Here is a 26,232-nt window from a genome sequence, read left to right as displayed (position 1 = left end):
GGCTTTTCCTTGATACCGCCGGGCCTGTCAACGAAAGGCCGCCCGAACCTGCTTTCCCTTGTCGAATCCAGAGGATAAGCAACCTCCGGCGGCGTCTGCGAGGCAGCGCACGAGCAAATGCACCGATTCGTGATCTAGCCGCGCGACGAGGTCCGCAGCACAGCGCAGGCGCCGCCGGCTGCCCGGATGCGGTTGCACAGGCCGTCCGCCGCGCCTCGCGTCTGCGCCGGCACGCGGATGCGCCAGAACACCGCCCTGCCCCGGCTCCTCAACCGCGATCCGAGCACGAGGGGCTGGATGTCGCCGATGATCGCGCCGAGCCTGCCCCGCGCCCGCCCGTAGCTCGCGAGCGCCACCGCACGCGAGAAATTGCCGGCAAGCTGCACGCCCCAGGGCGCGAAGGGACCTTCGACACCCGCCAGCGCCTCGCCGGGCCGGCGCAGCAGCGCCGTGACGTTGAGGCACGATTGCGGCGGCAGATCCTGCATCTCGCCGGCTGGCGGTGTGCTGCGGCGGCGTTCCCCGGCCCAGTCCTCGGCCGTGCGGGCGGTGATCTGAAACACGTAGTTCTGCGTCTCCAGCGGCAGGCCGCCACGCCCGTCGAGGAAATTCTGTACGCGGGTCGGCCCGCCATTATAGGCGGCTGCGGCAAGGCCGAGATTGCCGAACAGACGGTTGAGATCGGCCAGCAGCGAGGCGGAGTGGGCGATCGCCTCCTGCGGGTCGAATGGGTCGGCAAGGCCCCGCTCACGCGCCGTGCCGGGCATGAACTGGGCGACGCCCTGCGCGCCCGCCGGACTGACCGCACGGATGCGAAACCGGCTCTCCGTCCAGATCAGGCGGGTGAAGAAATGGACCGGCAGGCCATGGCGGCGGGCGCCGGCTTCGATCATTCCGCAGATCGCCTGTTCCAGCGTCTCGACGGTCGCCTCTTGCGCGCTCGCGCCGGCGATAACCGACAACCCCGCCATCAGAGCCAGCATCCCCGCTCGAAAGCCGCCCATCCGCGCCCCCCACCTCAACGCGGACGCGCCACCCAGATGCCGAGCATGATCGCCAGCCCGCCGGACATCTGCGTCACGCTGAGGCTCTCGCCGAGCGCGGCCCAGGCAAATAGCGCCGCGACCACCGCTTCCATGAAGATGACCAGCGAGGAGAACACGGTCGGCAGGGTGCCGAGCGCCACCGACAGGAGCCCCTGCCCCGCCGCGTGGGTCACCATGCCGAGCGCCGCCAGCGCCAGCCAGCCCTGCACCGTCTGGGGCAACAGGCGCGGTTCGAGGACGAGCGCGACCGCGAACAGACAGAGGGCCGTGACCGCCGTCGACAGGAAGGTCAGCCGCCCGGCCGCATGGGTCGTCCGGCCGATCCGCACGGCGTGGAAGTAGAGTCCGAAAAAGATGCCGGTGGCAGCGCCGTAGAGGTCGCCGACAAGGCGGGCGCGGTCGATCTGGACGCTCTCGCCGACCAGCGCGCCGCCACCGGCAACGCAGAGCGCCAGGCCGAGCAGGGTCCAGGGCGAGATACGCTCGCGCAACCAGATCCACGCGACGAGCACGACCCATATCGGCGCGGTCGTGGCGAGGAAGGTCGAATTGGCGATGGTCGTGTTGAGGATCGACAAGTGCCAGAAGAACAGGTCGCCGGCGAAAAACAGGCCGGCAGCGACAACCGCCGGGGTGAAGCCGCGGCGACGGGGGTCCGACCGGTCCTCGATCCGCATCCAGACGAACAGCACCGGCAGGGCCAGAAGGGCGCGCCAGAAGGCCGAAGCGAAGGGGCCGACATCGGCGAGGCGGACAAGCACCGGCGACACACCGAGCGCCACCGCTCCCGCGGCAAGGGCGAGGAAGGCAAGCCCCTGCGAGGCCGCCGGGCTCGACGATTGCTTCAGCGCGGCGGCGGTGGGCGGCTGCATCATGGGTCCCGGCGGAGACAGGGCTTCTGATTACGGGGGACAGGGCCTGTGGACAAGCGCCGCCGCGCTTGACCCGGCCCGCGTAATTCGCGAACCGTGCGCCCTTCCTGAAATCCCGCCCGGAGCATCCGCATGGACGAGACCCAGAGCGTCGCCGCCGACCAGTTGAAGGCGATCATCGAGCGCATCGAGCGGCTGGAAGAAGAGAAGAAGGCCATCGCGGACGACGTGAAGGACGTCTATGCGGAGGCCAAGGCCAACGGCTTCGATACCAAGGTGCTGCGCAAGATCGTCTCCCTGCGCAAGCAGGATCGCGACCAGCGCATGGAGGAAGAAGCGATCCTCGAGCTGTACAAGCAGGCGCTGGGCATGGCCTGAGGCGTCAGCCCGCCGGCGCGGGTTTCGGTCGCGCCGCGAACATGGCGACCGCCGCGGCGGCCAGAACCGCGGCGAAGCCGACATAGTCGAGCGGGCTCGGACGGTCGCCGACCAGCGCCATGGCGCTGAGCACGCCGACGACGGGAATGGCGAAGGTGGTCAGCGACGCCGCGCCGACGGACAGCCGGTCAAGCTGGATGAACCAGAGCAGGTAGGCGATCGCCGTTCCGCCGATGACGTGAAAGGCGACCGCCGCCGCGACGGGCGGCGACATCGCCTGTGGCAGGCTCTCCCCCGCCAGCACGAAGCCGATGCCCGATACCGCCGAGGCGATGAGGAGCTGGTAGGCCGTCGCCACCATCCGGTCGCCCGCGATGGGGTGGGACTTCTGGTAGACCGTGCCCGCCGCCCAGCCCACTGCCGCAATCATTGGAAAGAGCAGGCCGAGGCTCCCCCCGCCGCCGGTGAGAAGGGGCGCGGCCAGCATCCCGATGCCGCCAATCCCGATGACGAGCGCCAATGCTCGCGGTCGGTCCAGCTTCTCGCCGAGAAACAGGTAGGCGAAGACGATCGCCCAGAGCGGTGTCGTGAAGGTAAGGATCGCCGCCCGCGAGGTCGACGTGTTGATCTGCGCGAACACCGTGGCGAGGTTGAACACGGCGATGTTGAGTGTGCCGGCCACCAGCAGCGGCCACCACGACCGCCGCTCGATCCGCATCGACCGCCCCATGGCTGCCGCGACGCCCGCGAGGATGATCGCGCCAACGCCGAGGCCGATCATGCGCAGCGCGAAGGGCGGCACTTCCGAGAGGCCGGTCTTCACGGCCGGCCAGTTGAACCCCCAAAGCAGCGCGAGGGCGAAGGGGATGAGGCGGACGGAGTTCATGCAGCAACCGGGGGGACAGGGCCCGCCGGGCCGCATCGGACGGAGCGCGATCCGCCCCGCAGCGAGACTGCATCAGAAATGGGCGAAGCGTGATGGCGCGGCAAGCAGGGCTGCCACGCGGAGCCCCCGCGGCGCGTTTTCTTCACGCGAACCGTGCCCACTTCGCTCGAAAAGGATCAAGATCAGCGGAGCGAAGCGCGGCGCTGGCCATCCTCGGCGCGGGAGAATTCAAGCGTCGGCAGGCTCGACACGGCCTGCCCGGCGAAGCGGCCGGTCGGCACTGTCGCGGTCGGCGATGCCGAGAAGCTGTTGGCGACCATCTGCGTCGGCTGCTCGATCAGCCGCAGCTGGCGCGGATCCGGAGTGGTCAGTGTCGCGACCGAAGGAGCGCGCTCGGCGGTCTGACGGACGAAGACGACACGGCCGCGGACGCCCTCGGTACTCGGCGCGACCATCAGCGGCGGAGCGGCGGCGGGAATGCGCGCGGCGGTGCGGGTCTGCGGCGCAGCCGGGCGCTGCGCGGTTTCGGCGGCGCGGCGTTCGGCGCTGGCGCGCGGCTGCGGGCCGTGCGCGGAGGCGTTGGCGGAGGCGTTGGGAAGAGTGACCGGACGCGAGGGCGAGGCGAAGGCCAGCGCCATGGCCGGGGCGCTCGGAGCTTCCGTCGCGCGGCCGCGCTGGTCGCCGGTGGTGATGATCGGCGGCAGCACCGCGGCGGCGACGACCGAGCCGCCGATGACCTGGGGCCGGGCAGCCGGAACCGGGGCCATCGCGGTCTGAACCGGGGCCGGAGCCGTCTCGGGCAGAACGGTCGGGCGGTTGCCTGAAGCGCCGGGGGCAAGCGCGGCGAAGGCGGTCGACTGCGGCGCGGCCTCGCCCGGGATGGCGGGACGGGCGGCCGGCAGCGGCGCGGCCATGGCGACGGCCTCCTCCGATTCCTCGTCCTCGTTGCCGCGCAGGCGCACGGCGGCAGGCGGAGCCCGGGTCGGGATCGGCGCGGCCGCGATCAGCATGCGCGGCGCGTTCGGCGTGATCTGGACAGGGCGACCGGCGGCCGGCTGCTGGGCGGCGGCAACCGTCGCGGTCTCCTGCCGTGCCGGAACGCCGGGAGCTGCCTCGCCGGCGCGAACGGCCGGAGCCGGTGCTGCGACCACAGGCGCGGGAGCCGGCGCCGTGGCGCGGACCGGAGCCTGCCGCTGCTGGCCACCACCGAACAGGCCGGCGAACAGGCCCATCGAATTCGACCGCTGGCGGACAACGCTGCCGGGGCTGTCGTTGTCCTCGTAGGTCGCGCTCTCGTCAGCGCGGGAATCGTAGAAGCGCGAGGCGCTGCCGCCGCGTGCGCGGACCATGGCGAGCGCCGTGTCGAAGCCGGCGAGAGGACGTCCGTCGGCCGGGATGTGAACGGTGCGGCCGTCGGGGAACAGACGGGCCAGATAATCGCGCGAAACCTTCGGCCAGTGGCGGACGGAGCCAGTGTCCATGTGGACGAACTGGTTGGCCGAGCCCGGATAGAAGCCAACGCCGCCGCGCTGGAGCATCATGCCAGCCTCGCGCACGCGCGTCATCGAGGCGCCGGGAATGTAGAAGTCCATCGCCTGGCCGGTGATGTGGCGCGACTGCTGGGCGACCGCGCGCGAGCGGCGGCGCAGCATGGCGTTGGTGCCGGCCGAGCGGTAGGCCGAGACGACGTGAATCTGCGACTGCGCGCCGACCGAGCGATAAACCTCCCAGACGACGTCGAAGAGATGCGGATCCATCCGCGTCGGCTCGTCGCGGCGCCAGTCGCGCAGGAACCAGTTGAGTTTGTTCAGCGCGTCCTGGTCGTAGCGGCCGTTGCGCTTGAAGGTGATGAGGATCTGCTCGCCCGTGTGCTTGTGCAGCATGGAGAGCGTCCGCGTATCGCCATTGGCGACGACGTTCTGCGTCGTGCCGGAAATAGTGAGGAGGAATCCGAAGCCGAGAGAGACGGTAGCGACCGTCCGCACCAGCGGACGCGAAACAAAGCGGGACAGTGAGCGGTAAGCCGGGGTCACTATGCTACAGGTCTCTATTCTCTGACGAAGGATGTTTCTTCGCCGGACCAAACCCGGCTCGTGGTGAACGTATCATCGTCAGGATCGGTTAAAGAACCCTGAGTCCCGTCGACGAGTCGAAAACCATGACCCTGCTCACGGACGCGTGAGGGGTATGAACGAACTGTGGCGAAATCATGCCGGACCACGTCGCCTCCCGTGGCATGGAGTAAACGGACGGTTAACCGCGCGTTCCCGTCAGGGCGGCGCGAACCCGCGCATTGTGGCCGTAGACATCCGGCAGTTCAACGAGCGCCCCGGATGTATCCACTGTCATCGTGAAATAGACGAGGTGGATCGGAATCTGCTGGCGGAACCGCACGGTGCGCTCGCCGGGGCCGTAGAGGCCGCGGATGCGCTGGATCGTCCAGGTCTCGCCGGGCATGCCGAGGTTGAGCAGCATCTCGGCCAGCTCTTCCGGATTCTGCACCCGCACGCAGCCGTTCGACAGCGTCCGGCCGGCGCGACCGAAATCGCCGCGCGAGGGCGTGTCGTGCAGATAGATCGCGTGGCGGTTCGGGAACATGAACTTCATGCGGCCGAGTGCGTTCGCCGTGCCCGGCGGCTGGCGGAACGAGTAGCGGCCGACATTGGCCGAGGACCAGTTGATGGTCGAGGCATCGACCTGCCGGCCGCCCTGGGTCACCTGGATGCCGCGACGGGCGAAATAGCCGCCGCCGTTGCGGCTGGCGGGACCGACCATCGAACGGCGGACGATGGACAGCGGCACATACCAGGACGGGTTGAAGACGATGAAGCTCATCGAGTCGGAGAAGACCGGAGTCTGCGTCTCCGCCCGGCCGACAACGGCGCGGGTCTGGTGAATGACCTCGTTGCCGCGCACCACGTTGATGTGCGCCTCGGGCGAATTGACCCAGATATGGGTCTGGCCGAGCTCGCGCGGCAGCCAGCGCCAGCGCTCCAGATTGGCGATGAGGTCGCGCTCGCGCAGCGCGTGCCGGCGGGTCTGGTCGGTCGCGGTCATCTCGCGGCGCTCGCCGCGCATTTCAATCAGCTTGGCGCGGAGCTGGCGGAAACCGGCATGCGGCGGGTTGAACGCATCCAGCGCGACCGCGACACGATCGGCGCGAGCGACAGCGGCAAGGGCCGCCGCCGTCTCGATGCGCGGCGGCGAGACGTCGAAATAGCCCGAAAGCCGCTTGGCATCGGTACGGCCGCCGGACGCCTGAGAGGCATAGAGAGCGACGGCGCGCGCCAGAGCCAGTTCCAGCCGGGCGACGCTTTCGGCGTTGCGCGCGCCCTCGGGCAGCGCCACCTGGAACGCAGTCGCGTCGAGCCCGTCGTCACCCGCCTGGCCGAGGCGCGTCAACGCTGCCTGCCCGCGCTCGGAAATGACGCCGTCCCTGACGAAGAGCGGCTCGTAGCCGCGCGTCGCATAGAAGGGGTTGAACTGCTGCTGCAGAGCGCGGTCCCCGCCGGGCCGGGCGAGCAGGATGCGCAGTTGCTGGGCGACACGCTCGGCGGTGATCGAGGGGTCCGGCTTGCCGCTCTCGACGACGCTCGGCGGGTCATCGGGGATCGCTGCGAAATCGGCTTCGGTCGGCTGCGGGATCGGCGCGGCCTGGATGTGTTCAGGGGCTTCGTCGTCCGCGTTGGGCGCCTCGGCGAGGATCGGCGACTGCGGAAAGGCTTCGAGCCCGAAGACCTGCGCGCTCAGCGGCGCAACGGCATCGAGCGGCGGCCGCGGAACGGCGGCCTCGACCTCCCAGTCGGCCAGGCGGAAGCGGTCGGCCTCACCGGCGTGAACCGACAGCCCTCCGGCACCGATCAGGGCGCAAGCAAGGAAAACCGACCGCATATGCATCGTGTCCCCTTCAATCCGTCGGCGAATCCGCGACGGACCGCCCCCTCCTCGATGTGCTCGTTTTTCGACCACGCGCCGTCGCGCCGATCAACCCACGAAGGCTTTATCGCCGCCGAAAAGCTGGCGGCGAGGCTTCGCAGTCACACCTCCTCCGGCACGTCACCCGCTTCCTCGAGCCCGAGATCCTTGAGTTTGCGGTAGAGCGTCGAACGGCCGATGCCGAGCCGGCGCGCAACCTGCGACATCTGACCGCGATAGTGATCGATGGCGAAACGCAGAGCTTCGGTCTCGATCTGCTCCATGGGGCGGACATGGCCGGCTTGATCAACCAGCGCGATCGATGCGCCCGGCATGATCATCGCCGGTTGCGCCTGTGTGGTCGGCTGTATCGCCGGTGCGGCGACGACCGGCAGCGGCGCGAGCGGCACCACCACCTCGTAGCCATCGACCTGCGCCGCGATCTGCGGGAAGTCCGCGACCGACAGTTCGTCGCCGTCGCAGAGCACCACCGCGCGGAACACGGCATTTTCCAGCTGGCGGACGTTGCCCGGCCAGGGATAGGCATTGAGCAGCCCGAACACCGTAGGCTGGACGCCGCGGATGCGCTTGCCCTCCTCGGCCGCGATGCGGGCGAGGAAATGGCGGACGAGATCGGGAATGTCGTCCGCGCGCTCGCGCAGCGGCGGCAGCGTCATCGGGAACACGCAGAGCCGGTAATAGAGATCCTCGCGGAAGCGCCCTTCCTTCACAGCCTTGATCAGGTCGCGGTTGGTCGCCGAGATCAGGCGGATGTCGACCTTGACGCTGCGCTTGGCGCCAACGGGGTCGACCTCGCCCTCCTGGATGGCACGCAGGAGCTTCACCTGCGTCTCCAGCGGCAGTTCGCCGACCTCGTCGAGGAACAGCGTGCCGCCATGGGCCTCGACGAACTTGCCGGTATGCTTGTCGGTCGCTCCCGTGAAGGCGCCCTTCTCGTGGCCGAACAGAATGCTCTCGACGAGGTTCTGCGGGATGGCGCCGCAATTGACCGCCACGAACGGCTTCGAACGCCGCTCGCCCGAGCCCGCGATGGCGCGCGCAAGCAGTTCCTTGCCGACGCCGCTCTCGCCCTCGATCATCACCGGAATCATCGATCCCGCCGCCTTCTCGGCCATTTTCAGCAAGGGCTGCATCCGCGGTGAGCGGGTGACGATGTCCTTGAAGGTCATCGTGCCCTCGGCCTTGCGCTTGAGGCGCTGTACCTCGGCGACGAGCGCCTCTGTCTTGAGGGCGTTCTTGATGGAGACGGCGAGACGTTCCGCGCCGACCGGCTTCACCACGAAGTCGGTCGCGCCCGCCCGCATGGCGTTGACGACCGTGTCGATCCCGCCCTGGCTGGTCTGCACGATGACCGGCTTGGCGATGCCCTCCTCGCGCATGGCGGCGAGCACGCCCATGCCGTCGCGTTCGGGCATGACCAGATCGAGAAGCACCAGATCGATGCTGTCGCCCTCCTCCGACAGCACCCGCATCGCCTGCTCGCCGTTCTCGCACAGGCGCGGCTCGTAGCCGAACTTGCGGACCATGGCCTCCACCAGCCGACGCTGGACCGGATCGTCGTCGCAGATCAGAACGGTGGTCACGGCATGCACTCCCGAATGCGGATGTCTCGAATCGGGAGAGGGTGGTCGCAGCCGCTTAAGGGCGGGTTAACGGGTGGGTAACGGCACGGCCCCAAACGGGTCAGACCTGTCGCGACCGCATCCCGGCATCCACAACGAGCAACATGAATCCACGCGACGAAAGCCTAATGGCCGGTGGCTCCGGCGGGCGTATCATGCTCGCCCGGACCGGCGTTTGCCCAACCTGTGAGAGGGGCGTGCCATGACTGCAGACGGCTTCTCGCTGGCAGCCACCATCATTCTGCTGTTCCCGATGCTCTATTTCTTCATCGCCTCGCCAACCTTCCTGCTGGCCAAGCTGGAGGATCCGGTCGTCACCTGGTTGCTGCGGAGCCTGTTCAGCTTCCATTTCCGGGCGGTATCCATCGTCTGCGCCATCGGCACGATCGCCTTCCTCGTGGCGGGCCGGCCGCTCGTCGCCATCGCCATCGGCATCATCGCCGCGCTCGCCGTCTACGCCCGGCAATGGTTCCTCGGCCAGCTCGACACCCAGATCCGGGCGCGGGATGCGGGTGAGGCCGGAGCCGTGCGCGAATTGCGGCGGCTCCACTGGCGCGGCATGGCCTACAATGCCGCGCAGTTCTTCCTGATCCTCTCGGGCGTCCCCTTCGTCTTCACCAACCCGCTATGATCGCCGGTCAGGCCGCCCGCTCGCGGCGCGAGAAGGGCGCGAGGGCGGCCGCGAACTGGGCAGCGGCGGCGGCCCAGGTCCGCCCCTCGGCGACGGCCCGGCAGCGGGCTCCGTCCAGCGTCAATGCCTGACGGATCGCGACGGCGAGGTCGTCGTCGAGCGCGCCGATCCCCGCCTCCGTCAGCACGTCGAGTGGGCCCGGAACCGGAAAGGCCGCAACCGGCACCCCGGATGCCAGCGCCTCCTGCATCACATTGCCATAGGTGTCGGTGCGGCTGGTGAAGACGAAAACGTCGGCCGCAGCGTAGATTTCCGCCAGCGCCTCGCCGGTCTTCATCCCCAGGAAGACCGCGCCGGGAAACCGCCGTTCCAGTTCGGCGCGCTGCGGGCCGTCACCGACGACGACCTTGGTGCCCGAAAGGTCGAGCGACAGGAAGGCCTCGACGTTCTTCTCCACCGCCAGCCGCCCGACCGTCAGCATCAACGGTCGCGGATAGTCGAACGCAATGCCCGGACGCGGCCGGAACAGCGTCGTATCGACGCCGCGCGCCCACACCGCGAGATTGGCGAAACCCCACGCCGCAAGCTCGCGGCGCATCGTCTCCGTTGGCACCAGCGTACGGGCGGCGGCCTCGTGGAAGCGGCGCAACCAGGCATAGGTCCAGGCTTCCGGGATCGGCGCGCGAGCGCGAACATATTCCGGATAGCGCGTGTGGTAGCTGGTCGTGAACGGCAGGCCGTGGACCAGGCACCAGCGACGCGCCGCATGGCCGATCGTTCCCTCCGTCGCGACATGCACCGCTTCGGGGGCGAGCCGGTCCAGCCGCTCCGCGACGGCCGGCCCCGCCCCGATGGCGACGCGGATGTCCGGATAGGTCGGCAGCGGCAGGCTCGGCAGTCCCTCGGGCGTGACGAAATGCGGCTCGATGCCGAGCGCAGGAAGCGCCGCCGCAGTCTCCTTCAGCGAGCGCATCACGCCATTGACCTGCGGGTCCCAGGCATCGGTGGCGATCGCAAGACGCATGGCCGGTCTCCTTAGGCGCTGACCTTCCGACGGCCCGGCAGGACGAGCGGGATATCGACGAACGACTCGTCTTCCGTCGCCGGGGCGGGCTCGGTCTTCAACGCGGTCCAGCGGACGATCTCGAACCGCCCGTCATAGCTCTCGACGAGAGCCGTGCAGCTCTCCACCCAGTCGCCGCAATTCATGTAACGGATGCCGGCCTGGTCCTTGATCGCGGCATGATGGATGTGGCCGCAGATCACCCCGTCCACCTTCTGGCGCCTGGCCTCGGTCGACAGCGCCTCCTCGAAGGCGCCGATGAAGTTGACGGCCTTCTTGACCTTGAGCTTCGCCCAAGCCGATAGCGACCAGTAGGTGAGACCCAGCTTGCGGCGGAAGAAATTGACCCAGCGGTTGCAATAGAGCGCGGCGTCATAGGCCCAGTCGCCAAGATGGGCGAGCCAGCGGGCGTGCATCACCACCACGTCGAAACAGTCGCCGTGGATGACAAGGAAGCGCCGGCCGTCGGCTGCCTCGTGAACGATCTGATCCATCACCTCGATGCCGCCGAAATGCGTGCCGAAATAGTCGCGCATGAACTCGTCGTGGTTGCCCGGCAGGTAGATGATCTGGCTACCCTTGCGGACCACGCGCAGAAGCTTCTGCACCACGTCGTTGTGCGCCTGCGGCCAGTGCCAGCCGCGCCGGAGCTGCCAGCCATCGACGATGTCACCGACGAGATAGACGACGTCAGCCTCGTTGTGGCGGAGAAAGTCGATCAGAAGGGCCGCCTGGCAGCCCCGCGCGCCCAGATGCACGTCTGAAATGAACATCGCCCTGTGGCGCTTCTCGGCCATCATCCGGCTCCGCGAGACTTCGTGTCGCGGGGACCAACAGCAGATTCCCGTTGTCGTTTTGTGACACGGGCGCTGGCCAACGGGCCCAACGAAGGGCTGTCGTCCGACTGTCGCATGACGTTGCTAGCGCTGCCGATCTGGAGCTGCCGATTCCTTCGGCGCGGCCGCGACGGGAGCAGATCATGGCCCATGGCCTCGACCGCGAGAGCAAGGATCTCGACCGCGACACAATGGAGCGCGCCTATGCGCGCTGGGCGCCCATCTACGACGCGGTTTGCGGTCCGCTGTTCGAAAAAGGGCGCCGCGCCGCGACGGCGGCCGCGAAACAGGCGGGCAGCCGCATTCTCGAGGTCGGCGTCGGTACGGGCCTGTCCTTCCAGGACTACGGGCCCGGCTTCGAGATCTATGGCATCGACCTGTCCGAGCCGATGATATCAAAGGCGCGCGAGCGCATCGCGACCGGCGCCTTTCCCCATGTGAAGGAGGTCAGCGTCATGGACGCTCACGACCTCGCCTATCCCGACAACATGTTCGACTGCGTGGTGGCGCAGTTCGTCATCACGCTGGTGGAGCGTCCCGAGCGGGTTCTGGACGAATGCGCGCGTGTGATCAGGCCGGGCGGCGAGATCATTCTCGTCAACCACCTCTATTCCGAAAAGGGCCTCGCCGCCGCCGTCGAGCGCTGGTTCTCCAAACACGCGCATACGTTCGGCCTGAGACCGGAATTTCCCTTCCAGCGCCTGAAGGACTGGGCGGACAAGAACGGCGGGGCCAAGGTGGTCGACCGCAGCTTCGTCGGCCCGCTCGGCGTCTATTCGCTGGTGAGGTTCCGCAAGCTCGGCGCCGACGTGGCACAAGCGCCGCCGCTCGCCGCCGTCGGCTGAGGCCGTCGCCGCCTGCCGTTGCAGAAGCGCAACGCCAAGGGCGGCAAGACCCGTCTTGGACCATCCGCCACGTTGATCACGGCGGCGGATTTGCCCATATCGGCCTCTCCTAAGGTTTCAGCGGGAGGCCGTCATGCGCCGCACGTTTCAGGATGCCGCTACCAAGAGCGCGGCTGCCCGCGACAGGCTCGACCGCGAACTCGGGCCGCTGCCGGTATGGGATCTCTCGGCGCTCTATGCCGGCATGGATGCACCCGGTGTGCGCGCCGATCTCGACGCCGCCGAGGCTGAGGCCATCGCCTTCGAAAACACCTACAAGGGCCGGCTGGAAGGGCTGGCTCGCGGCAAGTCGGCAGGGGCCGATCTCGCCGACGCGCTGGTCCGCTACGAGAAGCTGGAGGACCTGCTCGGCCGCCTCGCCTCGTTCGCGGGCCTCGTCTATGCCGGCGACACGACCGACCCCGTGCGCGCCAAGTTCTACGGCGACATTCAGGAGAAGATCACCGCGATCTCCTCGCATCTCCTGTTCTTCACGCTGGAACTGAACCGGATCGACGACAGCCTGATCGACCAGGCCATGGCCGAGCCGCGCCTCGGCCATTACCGGCCCTGGCTGGAGGACATCCGCAAGGACAAGCCGTTCCAGCTGGAGGATCGCGTCGAGCAGCTGTTCCACGAGAAGAGCGTCACGGGCCGCGCGGCCTGGAACCGCCTGTTCGACGAGACCATCGCCGGCCTTCGCTTCGAGATCGACGGCGAAAGACTGCCGCTGGAGCCGACGCTGAACCTGTTGCAGGACACGGCGGAGGAGAAGCGTCGCGCCGCGGCCGAGGCCCTCGCCGCCACTTTCAAGGACAATCTGCGTACCTTCTCGCTGATCACCAACACGCTGGCGAAGGACAAGGAGATCGCCGACCGCTGGCGCGGCTTCGAGGATGTCGCGGATTCCCGCCACCTCGCGAATCGCGTCGAGCGCGAGGTGGTCGACGCGCTCGTCGCCGCCGTGCGCGAGGCCTATCCGCGTCTGTCCCACCGCTACTACAGGCTGAAGGCGCGCTGGTTCGGCAAGGACGTGCTGCCGCACTGGGACCGCAACGCGCCGCTGCCGAAGGTCGAGCAGCGGACGATCCCCTGGACCGACGCCCGCGACACTGTGCTGTCGGCCTATGCCGGCTTCTCGCCGGAACTGTCGAACATCGCGAAGCGCTTCTTCGACGAGAGCTGGATCGACGCGCCGGTGCGGCCCGGCAAGGCGCCGGGCGCCTTCGCACACCCGACCGTGCCGTCCGCGCATCCGTTCGTGCTGCTCAACTATCAGGGCAAGCCGCGCGACGTGATGACCCTTGCCCACGAACTCGGCCACGGCGTCCATCAGGTGCTGGCGGCCCCCAACGGCGCGCTGATGGCGCCAACCCCACTGACGCTGGCCGAGACAGCATCCGTCTTCGGCGAGATGCTGACGTTCAAGGCGATCCTCGCCAGCACCACCGACCCGGTCCAGAAAAAGGCCCTGCTCGCCTCGAAGGTCGAGGACATGATCAATACGGTCGTGCGCCAGATCGCCTTCTATTCCTACGAGCGGAAGATCCACATCGCCCGCAAGGACGGCGAGCTCACCGCCGACGACATTTCCGCGGCCTGGATGAGCGTGCAGGGCGAGAGCCTCGGCCCGGCCATCGAGCTGAAGCCCGGCTACGAGACTTTCTGGGCCTATATCCCCCACTTCATCCACTCGCCGTTCTATGTCTACGCCTATGCCTTCGGCGACTGCCTCGTGAACTCGCTCTATGCGGTCTACGAGAAGGCCGACAAGGGCTTCGCGGAGCGCTACCTCGCCATGCTGGCCGCCGGCGGCACCAAGCACCATTCCGAGGTTCTGGCGCCCTTCGGCCTCGATGCGCGCGACCCGGTCTTCTGGCAGGGCGGGCTCGGCGTCATCGAACGCCTGATCGGCGAACTGGAGGCAATGGAGGGGTGATGGCTGAGAGCTCCGGCGCGTCCGCGCCCGGCGACGGCTACGAGCTCGTCTACCGCAACACGCGGCTGTGGCGGCTGCGGTTCCTGCAACTGGTCTTCTGGGGGCCGGCCGTCTTTTTCGCCTGGCTCGCCTGGGCGACGCGGATCGACGATCCCACCAACAACCACGTCGCCTCGCTGGTGTTGTCGCCGGTCTCTGCGCTCTTCGCCCTGATGATCGAGGTCTATATCCGCCAATACGCCACGGCGGTCTGGCGCACGAAGGACGCGATGCGGATCGAGTCCATGTCCACCTTCGGGCGGATCGTGCAGACCTTCCCGATGGCCAATGTCACCTTCGGCCGTGAGCGGCGCTCGAACCCCTACGCCACCCGCGCCGCCACCGGCTTCTGGCTGGACAATTCCTATTCGACGATCCGTGTCTACGGCCGGCGATTGCCCTTCATCCTCGACACGACGGCCGATCGGCCCACCGGCTGATGCTGTGACGCGCGGCTCTCAGCGTGTTATACATTCCGTATGACGAAACGGAGGCCGCCATGAACGAACAGCCACGCAAGACCGAAACTGACGGTTTCGTGCTGCAGATTCGCAAGATCGGCAATTCTGTCGGGCTGATCCTGCCGAAGGAACTGCTCGCGCGCCTGAACCTGCACGAAGGCGACAAGCTGCATGTGGCAGAATTTGCTGACGGAACGCTGAATCTCTCGGCCCGCGATCCGCAGTTCGCCAAGGGCATGGAAAGCGCGAACAGAGCGATCAAGCGCTATCGGAATGCGCTCGCAGAACTCGCCAAATGAGCGAGCCGATCTGGCTTACGGCCGAACTCGTGATCGCGATCCACGAGAGGCAGTTGCGCGAGTTCGGCGGACCGCCGGGGATCCGTGATCAGGGTATGCTGGGATCCGCCCTAGATCGACCTCGCAACAAGTGGGCTTACGAAGGTGCAGAGTTGCCGGAACTGTCCGCGGCATATGCCTACGGAATCGCGAGGAACCATCCCTTTGTCGATGGCAACAAGCGTGCGGCGCTACTGGCGCTGGTGGTATTCTTGGACCTGAACGGAATCGATTTCGACGTTCCCGAGACGGAGATGGCTGCCATCATCTTCGCGCTTGCTGCCGGCGAGGTCGGCGAGGAGGGTCTGACCCGCTGGATCCGGGACAACTGGCCAGCGTGAGCGATCCCCTCCGCCATTTGCCTTGGGACGGCGCGTCGAGGCCCTTCACCATCGGCATGCGACCGATCGCGCTCGCCGACTGGATCGAGGTGGATGCCCGCCTTGGCGTCTATCTCGACGAAAAGGCCCGGCTGGAGGCGGCCGATCTGCCAACGATCTTTCGCGCCGAACGCGGCACCGGCCCGGCACAGCAAGAGCTTCTCGATATCCTCGTCGGGAACCTCGTGGCGCACCAAGCTGAAACCCATCGACGCGATGGCGACCGCATCGAGCTGCCGACGGCTGGCCGAACAATCGATCTCGGCGCGGATGGTCCACCGCTGCTCACCGCCTCCCGCCTCGTGCAGGAGGACATCTGCCTGATGCGCCGGACGGATGAAGGCTGGCGTCTCGCCGCAGCGGCTCTCGCCTTTCCGTCGTCGTGGCGGCTCGCCGACAAGATCGGCCGTCCGATGAATGCGATCCATGCGCCCGTGCCGGGGTTTGCCGGCCGCATGGATCAGATGGTCACACGCATCTTCGACAATCTCGCCCCGTCTCAACCCGTCGAGCGCTTCAACTGGTCACTTTACGACGACGACCGGCTGCACCACCCCGAACCGCACCCGAAGTCGTGGCGCGGCACCGATGGTCTGATCGACCCTGCGCGCGTCCACGTCCGCGTCGAGCGTCAGACCCTGATCAAGCTGCCCCGGTCTGGCGACATCGCCTTCACCATCCGTGTCCATCAGGGACCGGCAACGCTGCTCGCCGGCACCCGTTCCGGCCGTTTGCTTGCCGACGACCTGGATGGCCTCGACGGTCCGCAGCGCGCCTACAAGGGCTGGAGCGCCGATGCGGACGACCTGATTGCACTCTTCCGCGGGGGTACAGCACTCTAGGGTTCTTGCCCTCGCATCCGGACGGGATAAGCCCTATCTGAGGCTGGCAGCCATTTCGGAGTGCCAATGCCGCCGCGCGACGACGAAGCCAACCGCCTCTCCGGCCGCCTGTCGCGCTATGCCCGCGTCGGCACCAATGTCGCCGGCGCGGCCGCTTCCATCGCGGCGGCGCGCCTGTTCGGCGCCTCGCTTGACCGGGAGAAGAACGCCGCGGACCTGACGCGCGCGCTGGGCGGGCTCAAGGGCCCGATCATGAAGGTGGCGCAGCTGCTATCGACCATCCCCGAGGTTCTGCCGCCGGAATATGCATCGGAGTTGCAGAAGCTCCAGTCCGAGGCTCCGCCCATGGGCCCGGCCTTCGTCAAGCGTCGGATGATGGCCGAACTTGGCCCTGACTGGGAAAAGCGCTTCGCGAGCTTTGACAAGGTGCCGGCAGCAGCCGCTTCCCTTGGCCAGGTCCACCGCGCCACGGCCCACGACGGCATGAAGCTGGCCGTGAAGCTGCAATATCCGGACATGCAGTCGGCCGTCGAGGCCGATCTCGCCCAGCTCGAAATCCTGTTCGCGATCCAGCGACGCATGGACCCCGCCATCGACACGCGCGAAATCATCAAGGAGATCGGCGAGCGGGTTCGCGAGGAACTCGACTACCGCCGCGAGGCCAAGCACGCGGCTCTTTATCAGGACGTTCTCGCCAATGAGCCGCTGGTGCGCGTGCCGATCGTCCGAAACGAACTCTCCACGGGAAGGCTGCTGACGCTCTCATGGCTCGACGGCACCAAGATGCTGAGCCATGTCGACCGGCCGCTCGCCATCCGCAACCGGCTGGCGACCGCCATGTTCCGGGCGTGGTGGCATCCCTTCGCCCATATTGGGGTGATCCACGGCGACCCGCATCTCGGCAACTATTCGGTCTTCGAGGAGAACGGCGAGCCGGGCGGCATCAACCTGCTCGATTACGGCTGCGTACGCATCTTCCCGCCGCGTTTCATCGCGGCGGTGATCGACCTCTACAAGGGGCTGGAGACCAGCGATGACGCCCGTGTTGTCCACGCCTACGAGACCTGGGGCTTCAAGAACCTCACCCGCGATCTCATCGACATCCTCAACGTCTGGGCGCGCTTCATCTACGGCCCGTTGCTGGACGACCGCGTGCGCTCCATCGCCGATGGCGTCGCGCCCGGTGAATACGGCCGCCGCGAAGCCTTCCAGGTCCACAAGGCGCTGAAGGAGAAGGGACCGGTGACGATCCCGCAGGAATTCGTGCTGATGGACCGCGCGGCCATCGGCCTCGGCGGCGTCTTCCTGCACCTCAAGGCGGAGCTGAACTTCTATCGCCTCTACAACGAGGAAATCGACCGCTTCAGCCTCGACGATGTCATCGCCAAGCAGGACGCCGCGCTCGGCTCGGCCGGACTCAAGGCGGCCTGATCGATGGCGGTCTATGTCGACGATCCGATCTGGGACTGGCAGGGCCTCAAATGGTGCCATCTCCTCGCCGACACCGAGGAGGAATTGCATCGTTTCGCACGTCTCATGGGCGTGCCGCGCTCGATCTACCAAGGACCGCCGAAGACCAATGCCCCGCATTACGATCTGACCGGCTTCGAACGGAAGCGGGCCATCACCATGGGGGCCATCCCCTGCACGCGCCACGAAATCGTCGCCGTCGTGCGGCGCGTCCGGGTGGCGAAACCGCTGCCGCGCGGAGCCGCCTGAAGCGGCTCGCCTTGACAGGCGCGCCGATCCCTCCGAAACCGTGGCACGCTCATCCGGAGACCGCCTTGGCCGCGCCGCAGGACAAACCGCCGCTGACCATCCTGCTCTGCTCGCCGCGCGGCTTCTGCGCCGGCGTTGTCAGGGCCATCGACGCGGTGGAACAGGCGCTGCGCATCTATGGCCCGCCGGTCTATGTGCGCCACGAGATCGTCCACAACCGCTTCGTGGTCGACGGGCTGAAGGCCAAGGGCGCCATCTTCGTGGAGGAACTGTCGGAAATCCCCGACACCGCCGCGCCGGTGATCTTCTCGGCGCATGGCGTGCCGAAATCGGTTCCCGTGGAGGCCGAGGGCCGCAATTTCCTCGCCATCGACGCCACCTGCCCGCTGGTCACCAAGGTTCACCGCGAGGCCGAAATCCACCACAAGCGCGGCCGCGAGGTCGTCCTCGTCGGCCATGCCCGCCACCCCGAAGTGGTCGGCACGATGGGCCAGCTGCCGCCCGGCGCCGTGACGCTCGTCGAAACGCTGGACCAGGCGAAGACCTTCGTGCCGCGCGACGAAAATGCGCTCGCCTTCGTCACCCAGACGACCCTCTCGGTCGATGACACTCGCGAGATCGTCGACTTCCTGCGTGCCCGCTTTCCGGCCATCGTCGGCCCGCACAAGGAAGACATCTGCTACGCCACCACCAACCGGCAGGAAGCGGTGAAACGCGTCGCGCCGCGCGTCGAGGCGATGATCGTCGTCGGCGCCCCCAACTCGTCCAATTCCCAGCGCCTGCGCGAGGTCGCCGAGCGCGAGGGCTGCCGCATCTCCGAACTGGTCCAGCGCGCCGCAGACATCGACTGGGACAGGTTCGGCGACATTGCCTCTCTCGGCATCACAGCCGGTGCGTCGGCTCCGGAGGTGCTGGTCGAGGAGATCATCGAGGCCTTCGCGACGCGCTACGAGGTGTCGGTCGAGACCGTCTCGACCGCCGACGAAAGCGTCTTCTTCCCCCTGCCCCGCCAGCTCCGCCCGGACGCGGCGGCCTGAAAGCCCATCCGATGGCCGTCTATACCGATGTCACCGCCGAGGATCTGTCGGCGCACCTGACCCGCTACGACATCGGCGAGCTCCTGTCGTTCAAGGGCATTGCCGAGGGCGTCGAGAACTCGAACTTCCTGCTCCACACCACCGCCGGCACCTTCATCCTGACGCTCTATGAAAAGCGCGTCGATCCCGCCGACCTGCCGTTCTTCGTCGGCCTCATGGAGCATCTCGCCGCCCGCGGCCTTACCTGCCCGCAACCGGTGAAGATGAGGTCCGGCGAGGCGCTGGGCGAGCTTGCCGGGCGTCCTGCCGCTATCGTCACCTTCCTCGAAGGCATGTGGATCAGGCGCCCGCAAGTCCACCATTGCGCTGCCGTCGGCAAGGCGCTGGCCGAACTGCACCTCGCCGGCGAAGGCTTCGCCATCCGCCGCCCCAACGCGCTGTCGGTGCCGGGCTGGCGGCCGCTCTACGAGCACGCGCGCGACCGCGCCGATACCGTAGCCAACGGTCTTGCCGCGACCATGGCCGGAGAGCTCGACCATTGCGAACGGCACTGGCCGAAGGACCTGCCGGCCGGTGTCATCCACGCCGACCTGTTCAACGACAATGTCTTCTTCCTGCAGAACAGGCTGTCCGGCCTGATCGACTTCTACTTCGCCTGCAACGACATCCTCGCCTACGATCTCGCCATCTGCCTGAACGCCTGGTGCTTCTCGCAAGACTATGAGTTCGATTTCGCCAAGGGTTCGGCCATGATCGCCGCCTATCAGGCGGTCCGGCCCCTGAGCCAGGCCGAGAAGGCCGCCCTGCCGCTGCTGGCGCGCGGTTCGGCCCTGCGCTTCCTGCTGACGCGCCTCGTCGACTGGCTGAACGTGCCGCCCGGCGCCGTGGTGACGCCGAAGGATCCACTCGAATATCTGAAGAAGCTGCGCTTCCACCAGAAGGTCGGCTCGCCCACCGAATACGGTCTGGCATGACCGCCACGAAAACACCCGCCCGCCGCGTCGAGATCTTCACGGACGGAGCCTGTTCCGGCAATCCCGGGCCGGGCGGCTGGGGCGCCATCCTGCGCTATGGCGAGACGCAGAAGGAGATGAGCGGCGGCGAGGCGGTCACCACCAACAACCGCATGGAACTGCTCGCCGCGATCAATGCTCTGGAGGCGCTGAAGCGTCCCTCGCAGGTCGATCTCCACACCGACAGTCAGTATGTGAAGAACGGCATCATGAGCTGGATTCACGGCTGGAAGCGGAACGGCTGGAAGACCGCCGACAAGAAGCCGGTGAAGAATGCCGACCTCTGGCAACGGCTCGACGACGTCAGCGACCTGCACGAGGTGACCTGGCATTGGGTCAAGGGCCATGCCGGCCATGCCGAGAACGAACGGGCCGACGAACTGGCCCGCGAGGGCATGGCGCCGTTCAAGCCGGCCAAGGGCTGACCTTGTGGTCGCCTTCCTCATCGCCTGCATCATCGTCGAGATCACGCCCGGTCCGAACATGGCGACGCTCGCCGCCCTGACGCTCGCCCGCGGGCTGCGGCCGGGTCTTTTCGCCGTGGCCGGCGTCGCGCTCGGCCTTGCGACCATGGGCGTGCTGGCCATTCTCGGGCTGGCCGCCATCGTCACCGAGGTTCCCGCGCTCTACGGCGCGTTGCGATGGACCGGCTTTCTCTATCTCCTCTGGCTGGCCTGGGAAATCTGGCGCCAGCGGGATGAGAGCGGAGACGGGCTCGACGCGCAGGCAGGTCCGGGCGGGCTGTTCTGGCGCGGCTTCCTGACCAATGTCCTGAACCCCAAGGCGGCGGTGTTCTTCATCACCGTCCTGCCGACCTTCGTGCCGGAAGGCGGCGCCGCCGAGGTAAGAGCGACGACGTGGGTCTATGCGGCCGCCTATGTCGGCATCGCCACCATCATCCACACCGCTATCGTGCTGGCGGCGGCGCGCCTCCAGGGCTTTCTCGGCCGGTCCACGGGCATCGCTCGCTTCCGTGCCTTCCTGGCCGCGCTTCTCGTCGGGGTCGCGGGCTGGCTGCTCTGGGCGACGCGGCTCTGAATTCGGCGGCACGCCGATTGCGATCCCTGCCGGCAAGCGGGGCGACTGTCTCCGCATGGGACAGGAACCCGCCATGAGCCAAGCTTCTTTCGTCGCTGCGAGCCTTGCCGACCTCGACCTCGACCCGGCCCCGATCCGGCCCGAGTGGATACTGGAGGGCAATCCGGTTGCCCGCTGCCGCCATTGGTCCGATTCCTCCGATGGAACCACGCAAGCCATGGCATGGGACTGCACGGCCGGTGCGTTCCGCTGGTTTTTCGGCGGCGACGAGATCGTCCACATCATCGAGGGCGAGGTGAACGTCACCGACGAGGCCGGCGGCACACGCACGCTTCGTCCGGGCGATGCCGCGCTGTTCCGCGCCGGGACATGGTCGGTCTGGCGGGTGCCGCACTATGTCCGCAAGCACGCCATCTGCCGCGACAGCCTGCCGGCCGTCGTGACCCTGCCGCTCAAGGCCGGCCGGAAGGCGTCGCGCCTCGCCGCCCGCCTGCGCGACTGGCTGCCCGAGCCGATCCCGGTGCGGGTCGCCATGCCCATCGCCGCGGCCGGCGCGCTGGCCGCCGTCGGCGTCTTCGCGATGTGAACCGGAGAAGGGGCGGCGCGGCCGCTCCTCTGCATCACAGCTGCGTGATGAGATTGTCGGCGCCGGAGATATCCGCCTTGCCCGGCGCGTCGCCGACATTCAGCGACGTCACGACGCCGTCCTTGACGATCATCGAATAGCGCTTCGAGCGCATGCCCATGCCGGCCGCCGACGCGTCGTTGGCAAGGCCGATGGCATTGGCGAATTCGGCGTTGCCATCCGCCAGGATGCCGACCTTGCCAGTTGCATCGCTCGCCTTCTGCCAGGCATCCAGCACGAAGACGTCGTTGGTCGAGGTCGCGTAGATCGCATCGACGCCCTTGGCCTTGATCGTATCGGCATTGGCGACGAAACCGGGCATGTGGTTCCTGTGGCAGGTCGGCGTGAACGCCCCCGGCACCGCGAAGAGAACCACGGTCTTCCCCGAGAAGATGTCGGCCGTCGTGCGCGCGGCCGGCCCGTCTGCCGTCATCGTGCGGAACGTCGCCTCGGGCAGCTTGTCGCCGACCTGAATCGTCATGAAATTCTCCTGATGCCTGTTGGGGGAGAGACCGCGGCCGCGCGGGCGGCCGGCAAAGGGACGGCAAAAACCTAAGGGCAGAAATCGGCGTCGTCGAGCCCGGCTCAGGCAGGCCGGGTCGTCGTTTCGAGCGCCCTGTCGCCCGCAACCAGCGTAAAGGTCAGGTCATGGGCTGTCGGGTCGATGCCGCGCGGCGCGCCGTCGAGCACCAGCTTGAAGCGGCGCGTCGCGCCCTCGCGGTCCAGCGCCTCGGGCAGCGGCAGGTTCCATCGCGCGTCCGGCCCCTCGACGAAGAGATCGACACGGCCCTGCGTCGCACCGACATCGGCGGCGAGCATCAGCACGGGATGCTGGCCCGAACGGTCGATCCCCGTCGCCCGGACCGCCAGCCCTTCGGCCTGCCGCGAGGGTACGCGGCCCTCGAACCGGGCGACGAGATCCGCAAGCGCGGGATCGGCCGGTGCCGCCGGACGAAGGACAAGGTCCGCCGCGCCCTTGGCCGGAATGCAGATCTGATCGCAAACCGCGTAATCAAGCTTCAGCACGAGCTTCACCGGCCGGGCCGGATCTCGCGCCGTGACCTTCAGCGGAAACACGACTTCCAGCTTGTAGCCGATGGAGAATCCATTGCCGTCCGGGAACCGGAACGGCGCCGGCCAGAGGACTTTGACATCCGCGACATTGCCCGACGCCGACCAGTCGAAGGACGGCGGCACGCCGGAATCGCCAGGCGTGCGCCAATAGGTCTTGGTGCCCGGCTCCATGGTGATGTGAAGGCCCGCGCGCGGCGACCCGTCAGCCGCAACGCCGCCGGAAATCAACCTGATCGCGGACTTGGCGTCGCGCGACCAGCCTGACGCCGACGGGCCGGCAAAAGCCGGCCGCGGCAGCATTGCCAGCGGTGCGAGGACAAGGAGGGAGCGGCGGTCGAGCATCCCCATCGATTTAGGCGAGGAGGGGCCCAAGTGCCACCTGCAAACGGTCGCAGAAGGGGACCTTTCGCCTCCCCGGCCGTCAACTGCTCGTGAACCGCGGCAGGGGAGGCAGCGCGTTGGCAATCGGTATCGATCCGGGTTACCTTTGCCGCATGGCAGCAAATCCCCGACGCGCTAAGCCGGGCAGCAATGTTCGCGGCTATCTCGACGGACAGATGCTCGTCGCCATGCCCACCATGCGCGACGAGCGGTTCTCCCGGACGGTCATCTACATGTGCGCCCATTCCTCGGATGGAGCGATGGGCATCGTGGTCAACCAGACGGCGACCAACCTCGCCTTCCCGGACCTGCTGGTGCAGCTCGACATCATTCCCGAGGCGCAGAAGATCACCCTTCCCTCGCGCATCAACACGATCCGCGTCCTGCGCGGCGGCCCGGTGGAAACCGGCCGCGGCTTCGTGCTGCACACATCCGACTTCTACATCGAGAACTCGACACTGCCGATCGACGAGGGCATCTGCCTCACCGCGACGCTCGATATCCTGAAGGCGATGGCCACCGGCGAAGGGCCGAGCGACGCGGTGCTCGCCCTCGGCTATGCCGGCTGGGGCGCGGGACAGCTCGAGAACGAGATCCAGTCCAACGGCTGGCTGCACTGCCCCGCTGACATGGATCTGATCTTCGGCCCGGACACCGAAACCAAGTATGACCGGGCCATGCGCAAGATCGGCATCGACCCCGGCATGCTGTCGAGCGAATCGGGACATGCCTGAACCGGCGACGACAGTCCGTCCGCGCTCGCCTCCGTCATACAAATCGGTTTAGCATCGGCGCAGGGAGACAATGCTCATGCGACGTCAGCGCCGGACCAAGATTCTCGCGACCCTCGGCCCGACCTCCTCGACAAGGGAGCAGATTGCCGCCCTGTTCGCAGCCGGTGCGGATGTGTTCCGCATCAACATGAGCCATACGCCCCACGACAAGCTGCGCGAATTCGTCGAGACGATCCGCTCCATCGAGCATGAGGAACAGCGACCCATCGGGATTCTGGCCGATCTGCAGGGGCCGAAACTCCGGGTCGGCACGTTCAAGGACGGTCCTGTCACGCTGAAGAACGGTGCTGCTTTCACTCTCGATTCCGACCGGAAGGCCGGCGACGTCCATCGCGTCCACCTGCCGCACCCCGAGATTCTCTCAGCGCTGGAGCCCGGCCACCGGCTCATCCTCGACGACGGCAAGGTGACGCTCAAGGCCGAGGAATGCACGCCCAAGAGCGCGAAGTGCCGCGTCATTGTCGGCGGCAAGCTCTCCGACCGCAAAGGCGTCAGCCTTCCCGACACCACCCTGCCCGTCTCCGCCCTGACCGAGAAGGACCGCGCCGACCTCGACGCGGCGCTGAATGCCGGTGTCGACTGGATCGCGGTCTCCTTCGTCCAACGGCCGGAGGATGTGGCGGAGGTCAAGAAGGTCGCGCGCGGCCGCGCGGCCGTGATGGCCAAGATCGAGAAGCCGCAGGCCGTGGCGCGGCTCGCCGAGATCATGGACATCGCCGATGCCCTGATGGTCGCGCGCGGCGACCTCGGCGTCGAAATGCCCATGGCCAAGGTGCCGGGCATCCAGAAGCAGATCACCCGGCAGGCGCGCCGCACCGGCAAGCCGGTGGTGGTCGCGACGCAGATGCTGGAAAGCATGATCACCGCCCCCGTACCCACGCGCGCGGAGGTCTCGGACGTCGCCACCGCCGTCTTCGAGGGCGCCGACGCCATCATGCTGTCGGCCGAGAGCGCCGCCGGCCAGTATCCGGTCGAAGCTGTCGCCACGATGAGCGGCATCGCCGAGGAGGTCGAGGGCGACCCGACCTACCGCGCGGTGATCCAGGCACAACGCGCCGAGCCGGAAGCGACGGGCGCCGACGCTATTGCCCTTGCCGCCCGCGAGATCGGCGAGACGCTGGACCTCTCGGCCATCGTCTGCTGGACCATGTCGGGCTCGACCGCCCTGCGTGTCGCGCGCGAGCGGCCAAAATCGGTGACCATCGCCCTGACCCCGAAGATCGCGACGGGCCGCAAGCTGGCCTTGCTCTGGGGCGTCCACTGCGTCGTCACCCAGGACGCCCGCGACCTCGACGACATGGTCGACCGCGCCTGCCGCTTCGCCTTCAAGGACGGTTTCGCCAAGCCGGGACAGCGCATCATCGTGGTGGCCGGCGTGCCGCTCGGCACACCCGGCGCGACCAACATGCTGCGCATTGCTTTCGTCGGGGCGGATTCGGCCGATCTCTAGCTGGCCGCGCCCTGCATCGCGCGAATTTCAGCCATCACGCGCTCCGGCTCGGCATGGTGCGGCCCGTGCCCGACGCCAGGCAGCAGGATCAGCCGGGTCTGCGGCACGTCGCGCGCCATCCCCAGCGAATGCAGATGCGTCCAGACCACGCCATCCGCCTCGCCCGAAATCACCGTTACCGGGCAACCGATTTCGCCGTAGCGCGGCGCCTGCGCCGTCACCTCGGCAAGAAGGGCGGCGCAGTCCTCCGCATTGGCCATGAACTGGCGCGGCCGCAACGCCAGCGGAATGCCGGCTTCGGTCGCGTAGCCCGCGCCGACCTGCTGTGGCGCGAAGACCCCGGCAATGCTGCGCCTCATCCAGAGCTCCCCGAACGGCAAGGCAACGGTCCAGGAAAACAGCGGGCCGACCACCGGCAGAGCGGCGAGGTCGTAGTACCAGATGGTGCCACCGGGCCAGGGGTGGGTCACGGGCGCGATCAGCACGAGCCCGGCGACACGTCCGGGATGGTCGAGCGCCATCCGGCAGGCGAGAGCGCCGGCCCAGGAATGGGCGACGATGACCGCCCTGTCGATGTCCAGCCGGTCCAGCGCGTCGACCACCGCGCCAGCCTGGTGGTCCAGCCGCGCGGCGGCGCGCCCCGAGCACCGCTCGCTAAAACCGTGTCCCGGTCTGTCGACGAGGATGCTGCGGCCGGGACCATCGAGCCGATCGCCCAGCGCCGGCTCCCAGACCCGGACCGAGCTGCTCGCCCCGTGGAGGAACATGGCAGGGGTGCCGCCCTCGCCGCGCTCGACCACATGCAGGCGGCCCGCCCGCGTCTCGACGAAACGGCCCCGCGCGGGAAATGACCGGCTGATGGCGCGCGAGCGCGCAGCTGTCCACGCCGTCAGGGCAGCCGGCACGGCAATCGACATGAATAGCGGATCGAAAGGCACCATCGGGGAG

Annotated in this window: 28 protein-coding genes; 17 read left to right on the top strand and 11 right to left on the bottom strand. The window is 67.7% G+C overall.

Annotation, left to right across the window (positions count from 1 at the left end):
- Positions 1-134: 134 nt before the first annotated feature.
- Both JNK84_RS01920 and JNK84_RS01915 read right to left on the bottom strand, forming a co-directional pair.
- Complete coding sequence (locus tag JNK84_RS01920; RefSeq protein ID WP_293419929.1) at positions 135-971, bottom strand: lytic transglycosylase domain-containing protein; 837 nt, start codon at positions 969-971, stop codon at positions 135-137.
- A gap of 47 nt (positions 972-1,018) precedes the next feature.
- Positions 1,019-1,918: a DMT family transporter gene (locus tag JNK84_RS01915; protein ID WP_293419926.1), complete on the bottom strand. Its 900-nt coding sequence runs from the start codon at positions 1,916-1,918 to the stop codon at positions 1,019-1,021.
- A 132-nt stretch (positions 1,919-2,050) separates the two neighbouring features.
- On the opposite strand from JNK84_RS01915, the gene JNK84_RS01910 reads away from it, so the two are divergent.
- Positions 2,051-2,296: a DUF2312 domain-containing protein gene (locus JNK84_RS01910; protein ID WP_293419923.1), complete on the top strand. Its 246-nt coding sequence runs from the start codon at positions 2,051-2,053 to the stop codon at positions 2,294-2,296.
- Positions 2,297-2,300: 4 nt separating this feature from the next.
- On the opposite strand, the gene JNK84_RS01905 is transcribed toward JNK84_RS01910, so the two are convergent.
- The 4 genes from JNK84_RS01905 to JNK84_RS01890 form a co-directional block, all read right to left on the bottom strand.
- Positions 2,301-3,182: a DMT family transporter gene (locus JNK84_RS01905; protein ID WP_293419920.1), complete on the bottom strand. Its 882-nt coding sequence runs from the start codon at positions 3,180-3,182 to the stop codon at positions 2,301-2,303.
- A gap of 182 nt (positions 3,183-3,364) precedes the next feature.
- Positions 3,365-5,167 carry a DUF882 domain-containing protein gene (locus JNK84_RS01900; protein WP_293419918.1) on the bottom strand — a complete coding sequence of 601 codons (1,803 nt, stop codon included), beginning with the start codon at positions 5,165-5,167 and terminating at the stop codon, positions 3,365-3,367.
- Between the two features lie 268 nt (positions 5,168-5,435).
- Entirely contained in the window at positions 5,436-7,073 is a 1,638-nt protein-coding gene (locus JNK84_RS01895; protein ID WP_293419915.1) for a L,D-transpeptidase family protein, read from the bottom strand.
- 146 nt (positions 7,074-7,219) lie between these two features.
- Positions 7,220-8,701, bottom strand: coding sequence for a sigma-54-dependent transcriptional regulator (locus JNK84_RS01890; RefSeq protein WP_293419912.1), 1,482 nt, complete (start codon positions 8,699-8,701; stop codon positions 7,220-7,222).
- Positions 8,702-8,942: 241 nt separating this feature from the next.
- Between JNK84_RS01890 and JNK84_RS01885 the strand changes: the two genes are divergently transcribed.
- Positions 8,943-9,371: a hypothetical protein gene (locus JNK84_RS01885; RefSeq protein ID WP_293419909.1), complete on the top strand. Its 429-nt coding sequence runs from the start codon at positions 8,943-8,945 to the stop codon at positions 9,369-9,371.
- A 7-nt stretch (positions 9,372-9,378) separates the two neighbouring features.
- On the opposite strand, the gene JNK84_RS01880 is transcribed toward JNK84_RS01885, so the two are convergent.
- Both JNK84_RS01880 and JNK84_RS01875 read right to left on the bottom strand, forming a co-directional pair.
- Positions 9,379-10,395 (bottom strand): glycosyltransferase family 4 protein, encoded by a 1,017-nt coding sequence (locus JNK84_RS01880; RefSeq protein WP_293419905.1) that lies wholly within the window; start codon positions 10,393-10,395, stop codon positions 9,379-9,381.
- Between the two features lie 11 nt (positions 10,396-10,406).
- A complete protein-coding gene (locus tag JNK84_RS01875; protein ID WP_293420351.1) occupies positions 10,407-11,207 on the bottom strand; it encodes a UDP-2,3-diacylglucosamine diphosphatase in 801 nt (266 codons plus the stop codon).
- 206 nt (positions 11,208-11,413) lie between these two features.
- On the opposite strand from JNK84_RS01875, the gene JNK84_RS01870 reads away from it, so the two are divergent.
- The 13 genes from JNK84_RS01870 (at position 11,414) to JNK84_RS01810 (ending at position 21,546) form a co-directional block, all read left to right on the top strand.
- Entirely contained in the window at positions 11,414-12,115 is a 702-nt protein-coding gene (locus JNK84_RS01870) for a class I SAM-dependent methyltransferase (protein ID WP_293419902.1), read from the top strand.
- A 133-nt stretch (positions 12,116-12,248) separates the two neighbouring features.
- Positions 12,249-14,093: a M3 family oligoendopeptidase gene (locus JNK84_RS01865; RefSeq protein ID WP_293419899.1), complete on the top strand. Its 1,845-nt coding sequence runs from the start codon at positions 12,249-12,251 to the stop codon at positions 14,091-14,093.
- Complete coding sequence (locus JNK84_RS01860; protein ID WP_293419896.1) at positions 14,093-14,572, top strand: hypothetical protein; 480 nt, start codon at positions 14,093-14,095, stop codon at positions 14,570-14,572. The genes JNK84_RS01865 and JNK84_RS01860 overlap by 1 nt, the downstream gene beginning before the upstream one ends.
- 59 nt (positions 14,573-14,631) lie before the next feature.
- Entirely contained in the window at positions 14,632-14,892 is a 261-nt protein-coding gene (locus tag JNK84_RS01855) for an AbrB/MazE/SpoVT family DNA-binding domain-containing protein (protein WP_293419893.1), read from the top strand.
- Complete coding sequence (locus tag JNK84_RS01850; protein WP_293419890.1) at positions 14,889-15,272, top strand: type II toxin-antitoxin system death-on-curing family toxin; 384 nt, start codon at positions 14,889-14,891, stop codon at positions 15,270-15,272. Before JNK84_RS01855 ends, JNK84_RS01850 begins: the two co-directional genes overlap by 4 nt.
- A complete protein-coding gene (locus tag JNK84_RS01845; RefSeq protein WP_293419887.1) occupies positions 15,269-16,153 on the top strand; it encodes a heme-dependent oxidative N-demethylase family protein in 885 nt (294 codons plus the stop codon). The genes JNK84_RS01850 and JNK84_RS01845 overlap by 4 nt, the downstream gene beginning before the upstream one ends.
- A gap of 66 nt (positions 16,154-16,219) precedes the next feature.
- Entirely contained in the window at positions 16,220-17,584 is a 1,365-nt protein-coding gene (locus JNK84_RS01840) for an ABC1 kinase family protein (protein WP_293419884.1), read from the top strand.
- Between the two features lie 3 nt (positions 17,585-17,587).
- Entirely contained in the window at positions 17,588-17,872 is a 285-nt protein-coding gene (locus JNK84_RS01835; protein WP_293419881.1) for a DUF4031 domain-containing protein, read from the top strand.
- Between the two features lie 65 nt (positions 17,873-17,937).
- The gene (gene ispH / locus JNK84_RS01830) at positions 17,938-18,909 is read left to right on the top strand and encodes a 4-hydroxy-3-methylbut-2-enyl diphosphate reductase (RefSeq protein ID WP_293419878.1); all 972 of its coding nucleotides are present in this window, start codon (positions 17,938-17,940) and stop codon (positions 18,907-18,909) included.
- Between the two features lie 11 nt (positions 18,910-18,920).
- On the top strand, positions 18,921-19,883 hold the full coding sequence (locus JNK84_RS01825; RefSeq protein ID WP_293419875.1) for a homoserine kinase: 963 nt from the start codon (positions 18,921-18,923) through the stop codon (positions 19,881-19,883).
- Entirely contained in the window at positions 19,880-20,347 is a 468-nt protein-coding gene (gene rnhA, locus JNK84_RS01820; RefSeq protein ID WP_293419872.1) for a ribonuclease HI, read from the top strand. Before JNK84_RS01825 ends, rnhA begins: the two co-directional genes overlap by 4 nt.
- A 4-nt stretch (positions 20,348-20,351) precedes the next feature.
- Positions 20,352-20,960, top strand: coding sequence for a LysE family translocator (locus JNK84_RS01815; RefSeq protein ID WP_293419869.1), 609 nt, complete (start codon positions 20,352-20,354; stop codon positions 20,958-20,960).
- A gap of 73 nt (positions 20,961-21,033) precedes the next feature.
- Positions 21,034-21,546 (top strand): cupin domain-containing protein, encoded by a 513-nt coding sequence (locus JNK84_RS01810; RefSeq protein ID WP_293419866.1) that lies wholly within the window; start codon positions 21,034-21,036, stop codon positions 21,544-21,546.
- Positions 21,547-21,580: 34 nt separating this feature from the next.
- Here JNK84_RS01810 and JNK84_RS01805 read toward each other — a convergent pair whose 3' ends face one another.
- Both JNK84_RS01805 and JNK84_RS01800 read right to left on the bottom strand, forming a co-directional pair.
- Complete coding sequence (locus JNK84_RS01805) at positions 21,581-22,066, bottom strand: peroxiredoxin (protein WP_293419863.1); 486 nt, start codon at positions 22,064-22,066, stop codon at positions 21,581-21,583.
- Between the two features lie 104 nt (positions 22,067-22,170).
- Positions 22,171-23,001, bottom strand: coding sequence for a protein-disulfide reductase DsbD domain-containing protein (locus JNK84_RS01800; RefSeq protein ID WP_293419860.1), 831 nt, complete (start codon positions 22,999-23,001; stop codon positions 22,171-22,173).
- A 152-nt stretch (positions 23,002-23,153) separates the two neighbouring features.
- Between JNK84_RS01800 and JNK84_RS01795 the strand changes: the two genes are divergently transcribed.
- Both JNK84_RS01795 and pyk read left to right on the top strand, forming a co-directional pair.
- A complete protein-coding gene (locus tag JNK84_RS01795; RefSeq protein ID WP_293419857.1) occupies positions 23,154-23,774 on the top strand; it encodes a YqgE/AlgH family protein in 621 nt (206 codons plus the stop codon).
- A gap of 76 nt (positions 23,775-23,850) precedes the next feature.
- On the top strand, positions 23,851-25,284 hold the full coding sequence (gene pyk, locus JNK84_RS01790) for a pyruvate kinase (RefSeq protein ID WP_293419854.1): 1,434 nt from the start codon (positions 23,851-23,853) through the stop codon (positions 25,282-25,284).
- Here the strand turns inward: pyk and JNK84_RS01785 are convergent.
- Positions 25,281-26,201, bottom strand: coding sequence for an alpha/beta fold hydrolase (locus JNK84_RS01785; RefSeq protein WP_293419851.1), 921 nt, complete (start codon positions 26,199-26,201; stop codon positions 25,281-25,283). The genes pyk and JNK84_RS01785 overlap by 4 nt on opposite strands.
- Positions 26,202-26,232: the final 31 nt, after the last annotated feature.

It is taken from the genome of Phreatobacter sp., from assembly GCF_016793595.1.
GTDB lineage: Bacteria > Pseudomonadota > Alphaproteobacteria > Rhizobiales > Phreatobacteraceae > Phreatobacter.
Note: the sequence above shows the minus strand (reverse complement) of the source record. Positions and strands in the feature narration are given on the sequence as shown.

Excerpts from the sequence above, each read along its gene's own strand:
- JNK84_RS01920 (WP_293419929.1), bottom strand. The coding sequence starts at position 971 with ATGGCGGGGTTGTCGGTTATCGCCGGCGCGAGCGCGCAAGAGGCGACC.
- JNK84_RS01915 (WP_293419926.1), bottom strand. The coding sequence starts at position 1,918 with ATGCAGCCGCCCACCGCCGCCGCGCTGAAGCAATCGTCGAGCCCGGCG.
- JNK84_RS01910 (WP_293419923.1), top strand. The coding sequence starts at position 2,051 with ATGGACGAGACCCAGAGCGTCGCCGCCGACCAGTTGAAGGCGATCATC.
- JNK84_RS01905 (WP_293419920.1), bottom strand. The coding sequence starts at position 3,182 with ATGAACTCCGTCCGCCTCATCCCCTTCGCCCTCGCGCTGCTTTGGGGG.
- JNK84_RS01895 (WP_293419915.1), bottom strand. The coding sequence starts at position 7,073 with ATGCGGTCGGTTTTCCTTGCTTGCGCCCTGATCGGTGCCGGAGGGCTG.
- JNK84_RS01885 (WP_293419909.1), top strand. The coding sequence starts at position 8,943 with ATGACTGCAGACGGCTTCTCGCTGGCAGCCACCATCATTCTGCTGTTC.
- JNK84_RS01880 (WP_293419905.1), bottom strand. The coding sequence starts at position 10,395 with ATGCGTCTTGCGATCGCCACCGATGCCTGGGACCCGCAGGTCAATGGC.
- JNK84_RS01875 (WP_293420351.1), bottom strand. The coding sequence starts at position 11,207 with ATGTTCATTTCAGACGTGCATCTGGGCGCGCGGGGCTGCCAGGCGGCC.
- JNK84_RS01870 (WP_293419902.1), top strand. The coding sequence starts at position 11,414 with ATGGCCCATGGCCTCGACCGCGAGAGCAAGGATCTCGACCGCGACACA.
- JNK84_RS01865 (WP_293419899.1), top strand. The coding sequence starts at position 12,249 with ATGCGCCGCACGTTTCAGGATGCCGCTACCAAGAGCGCGGCTGCCCGC.
- JNK84_RS01860 (WP_293419896.1), top strand. The coding sequence starts at position 14,093 with ATGGCTGAGAGCTCCGGCGCGTCCGCGCCCGGCGACGGCTACGAGCTC.
- JNK84_RS01855 (WP_293419893.1), top strand. The coding sequence starts at position 14,632 with ATGAACGAACAGCCACGCAAGACCGAAACTGACGGTTTCGTGCTGCAG.
- JNK84_RS01850 (WP_293419890.1), top strand. The coding sequence starts at position 14,889 with ATGAGCGAGCCGATCTGGCTTACGGCCGAACTCGTGATCGCGATCCAC.
- JNK84_RS01840 (WP_293419884.1), top strand. The coding sequence starts at position 16,220 with ATGCCGCCGCGCGACGACGAAGCCAACCGCCTCTCCGGCCGCCTGTCG.
- JNK84_RS01835 (WP_293419881.1), top strand. The coding sequence starts at position 17,588 with ATGGCGGTCTATGTCGACGATCCGATCTGGGACTGGCAGGGCCTCAAA.
- JNK84_RS01825 (WP_293419875.1), top strand. The coding sequence starts at position 18,921 with ATGGCCGTCTATACCGATGTCACCGCCGAGGATCTGTCGGCGCACCTG.
- rnhA (WP_293419872.1), top strand. The coding sequence starts at position 19,880 with ATGACCGCCACGAAAACACCCGCCCGCCGCGTCGAGATCTTCACGGAC.
- JNK84_RS01810 (WP_293419866.1), top strand. The coding sequence starts at position 21,034 with ATGAGCCAAGCTTCTTTCGTCGCTGCGAGCCTTGCCGACCTCGACCTC.
- JNK84_RS01805 (WP_293419863.1), bottom strand. The coding sequence starts at position 22,066 with ATGACGATTCAGGTCGGCGACAAGCTGCCCGAGGCGACGTTCCGCACG.
- JNK84_RS01800 (WP_293419860.1), bottom strand. The coding sequence starts at position 23,001 with ATGCTCGACCGCCGCTCCCTCCTTGTCCTCGCACCGCTGGCAATGCTG.
- JNK84_RS01795 (WP_293419857.1), top strand. The coding sequence starts at position 23,154 with ATGGCAGCAAATCCCCGACGCGCTAAGCCGGGCAGCAATGTTCGCGGC.
- pyk (WP_293419854.1), top strand. The coding sequence starts at position 23,851 with ATGCGACGTCAGCGCCGGACCAAGATTCTCGCGACCCTCGGCCCGACC.
- JNK84_RS01785 (WP_293419851.1), bottom strand. The coding sequence starts at position 26,201 with ATGTCGATTGCCGTGCCGGCTGCCCTGACGGCGTGGACAGCTGCGCGC.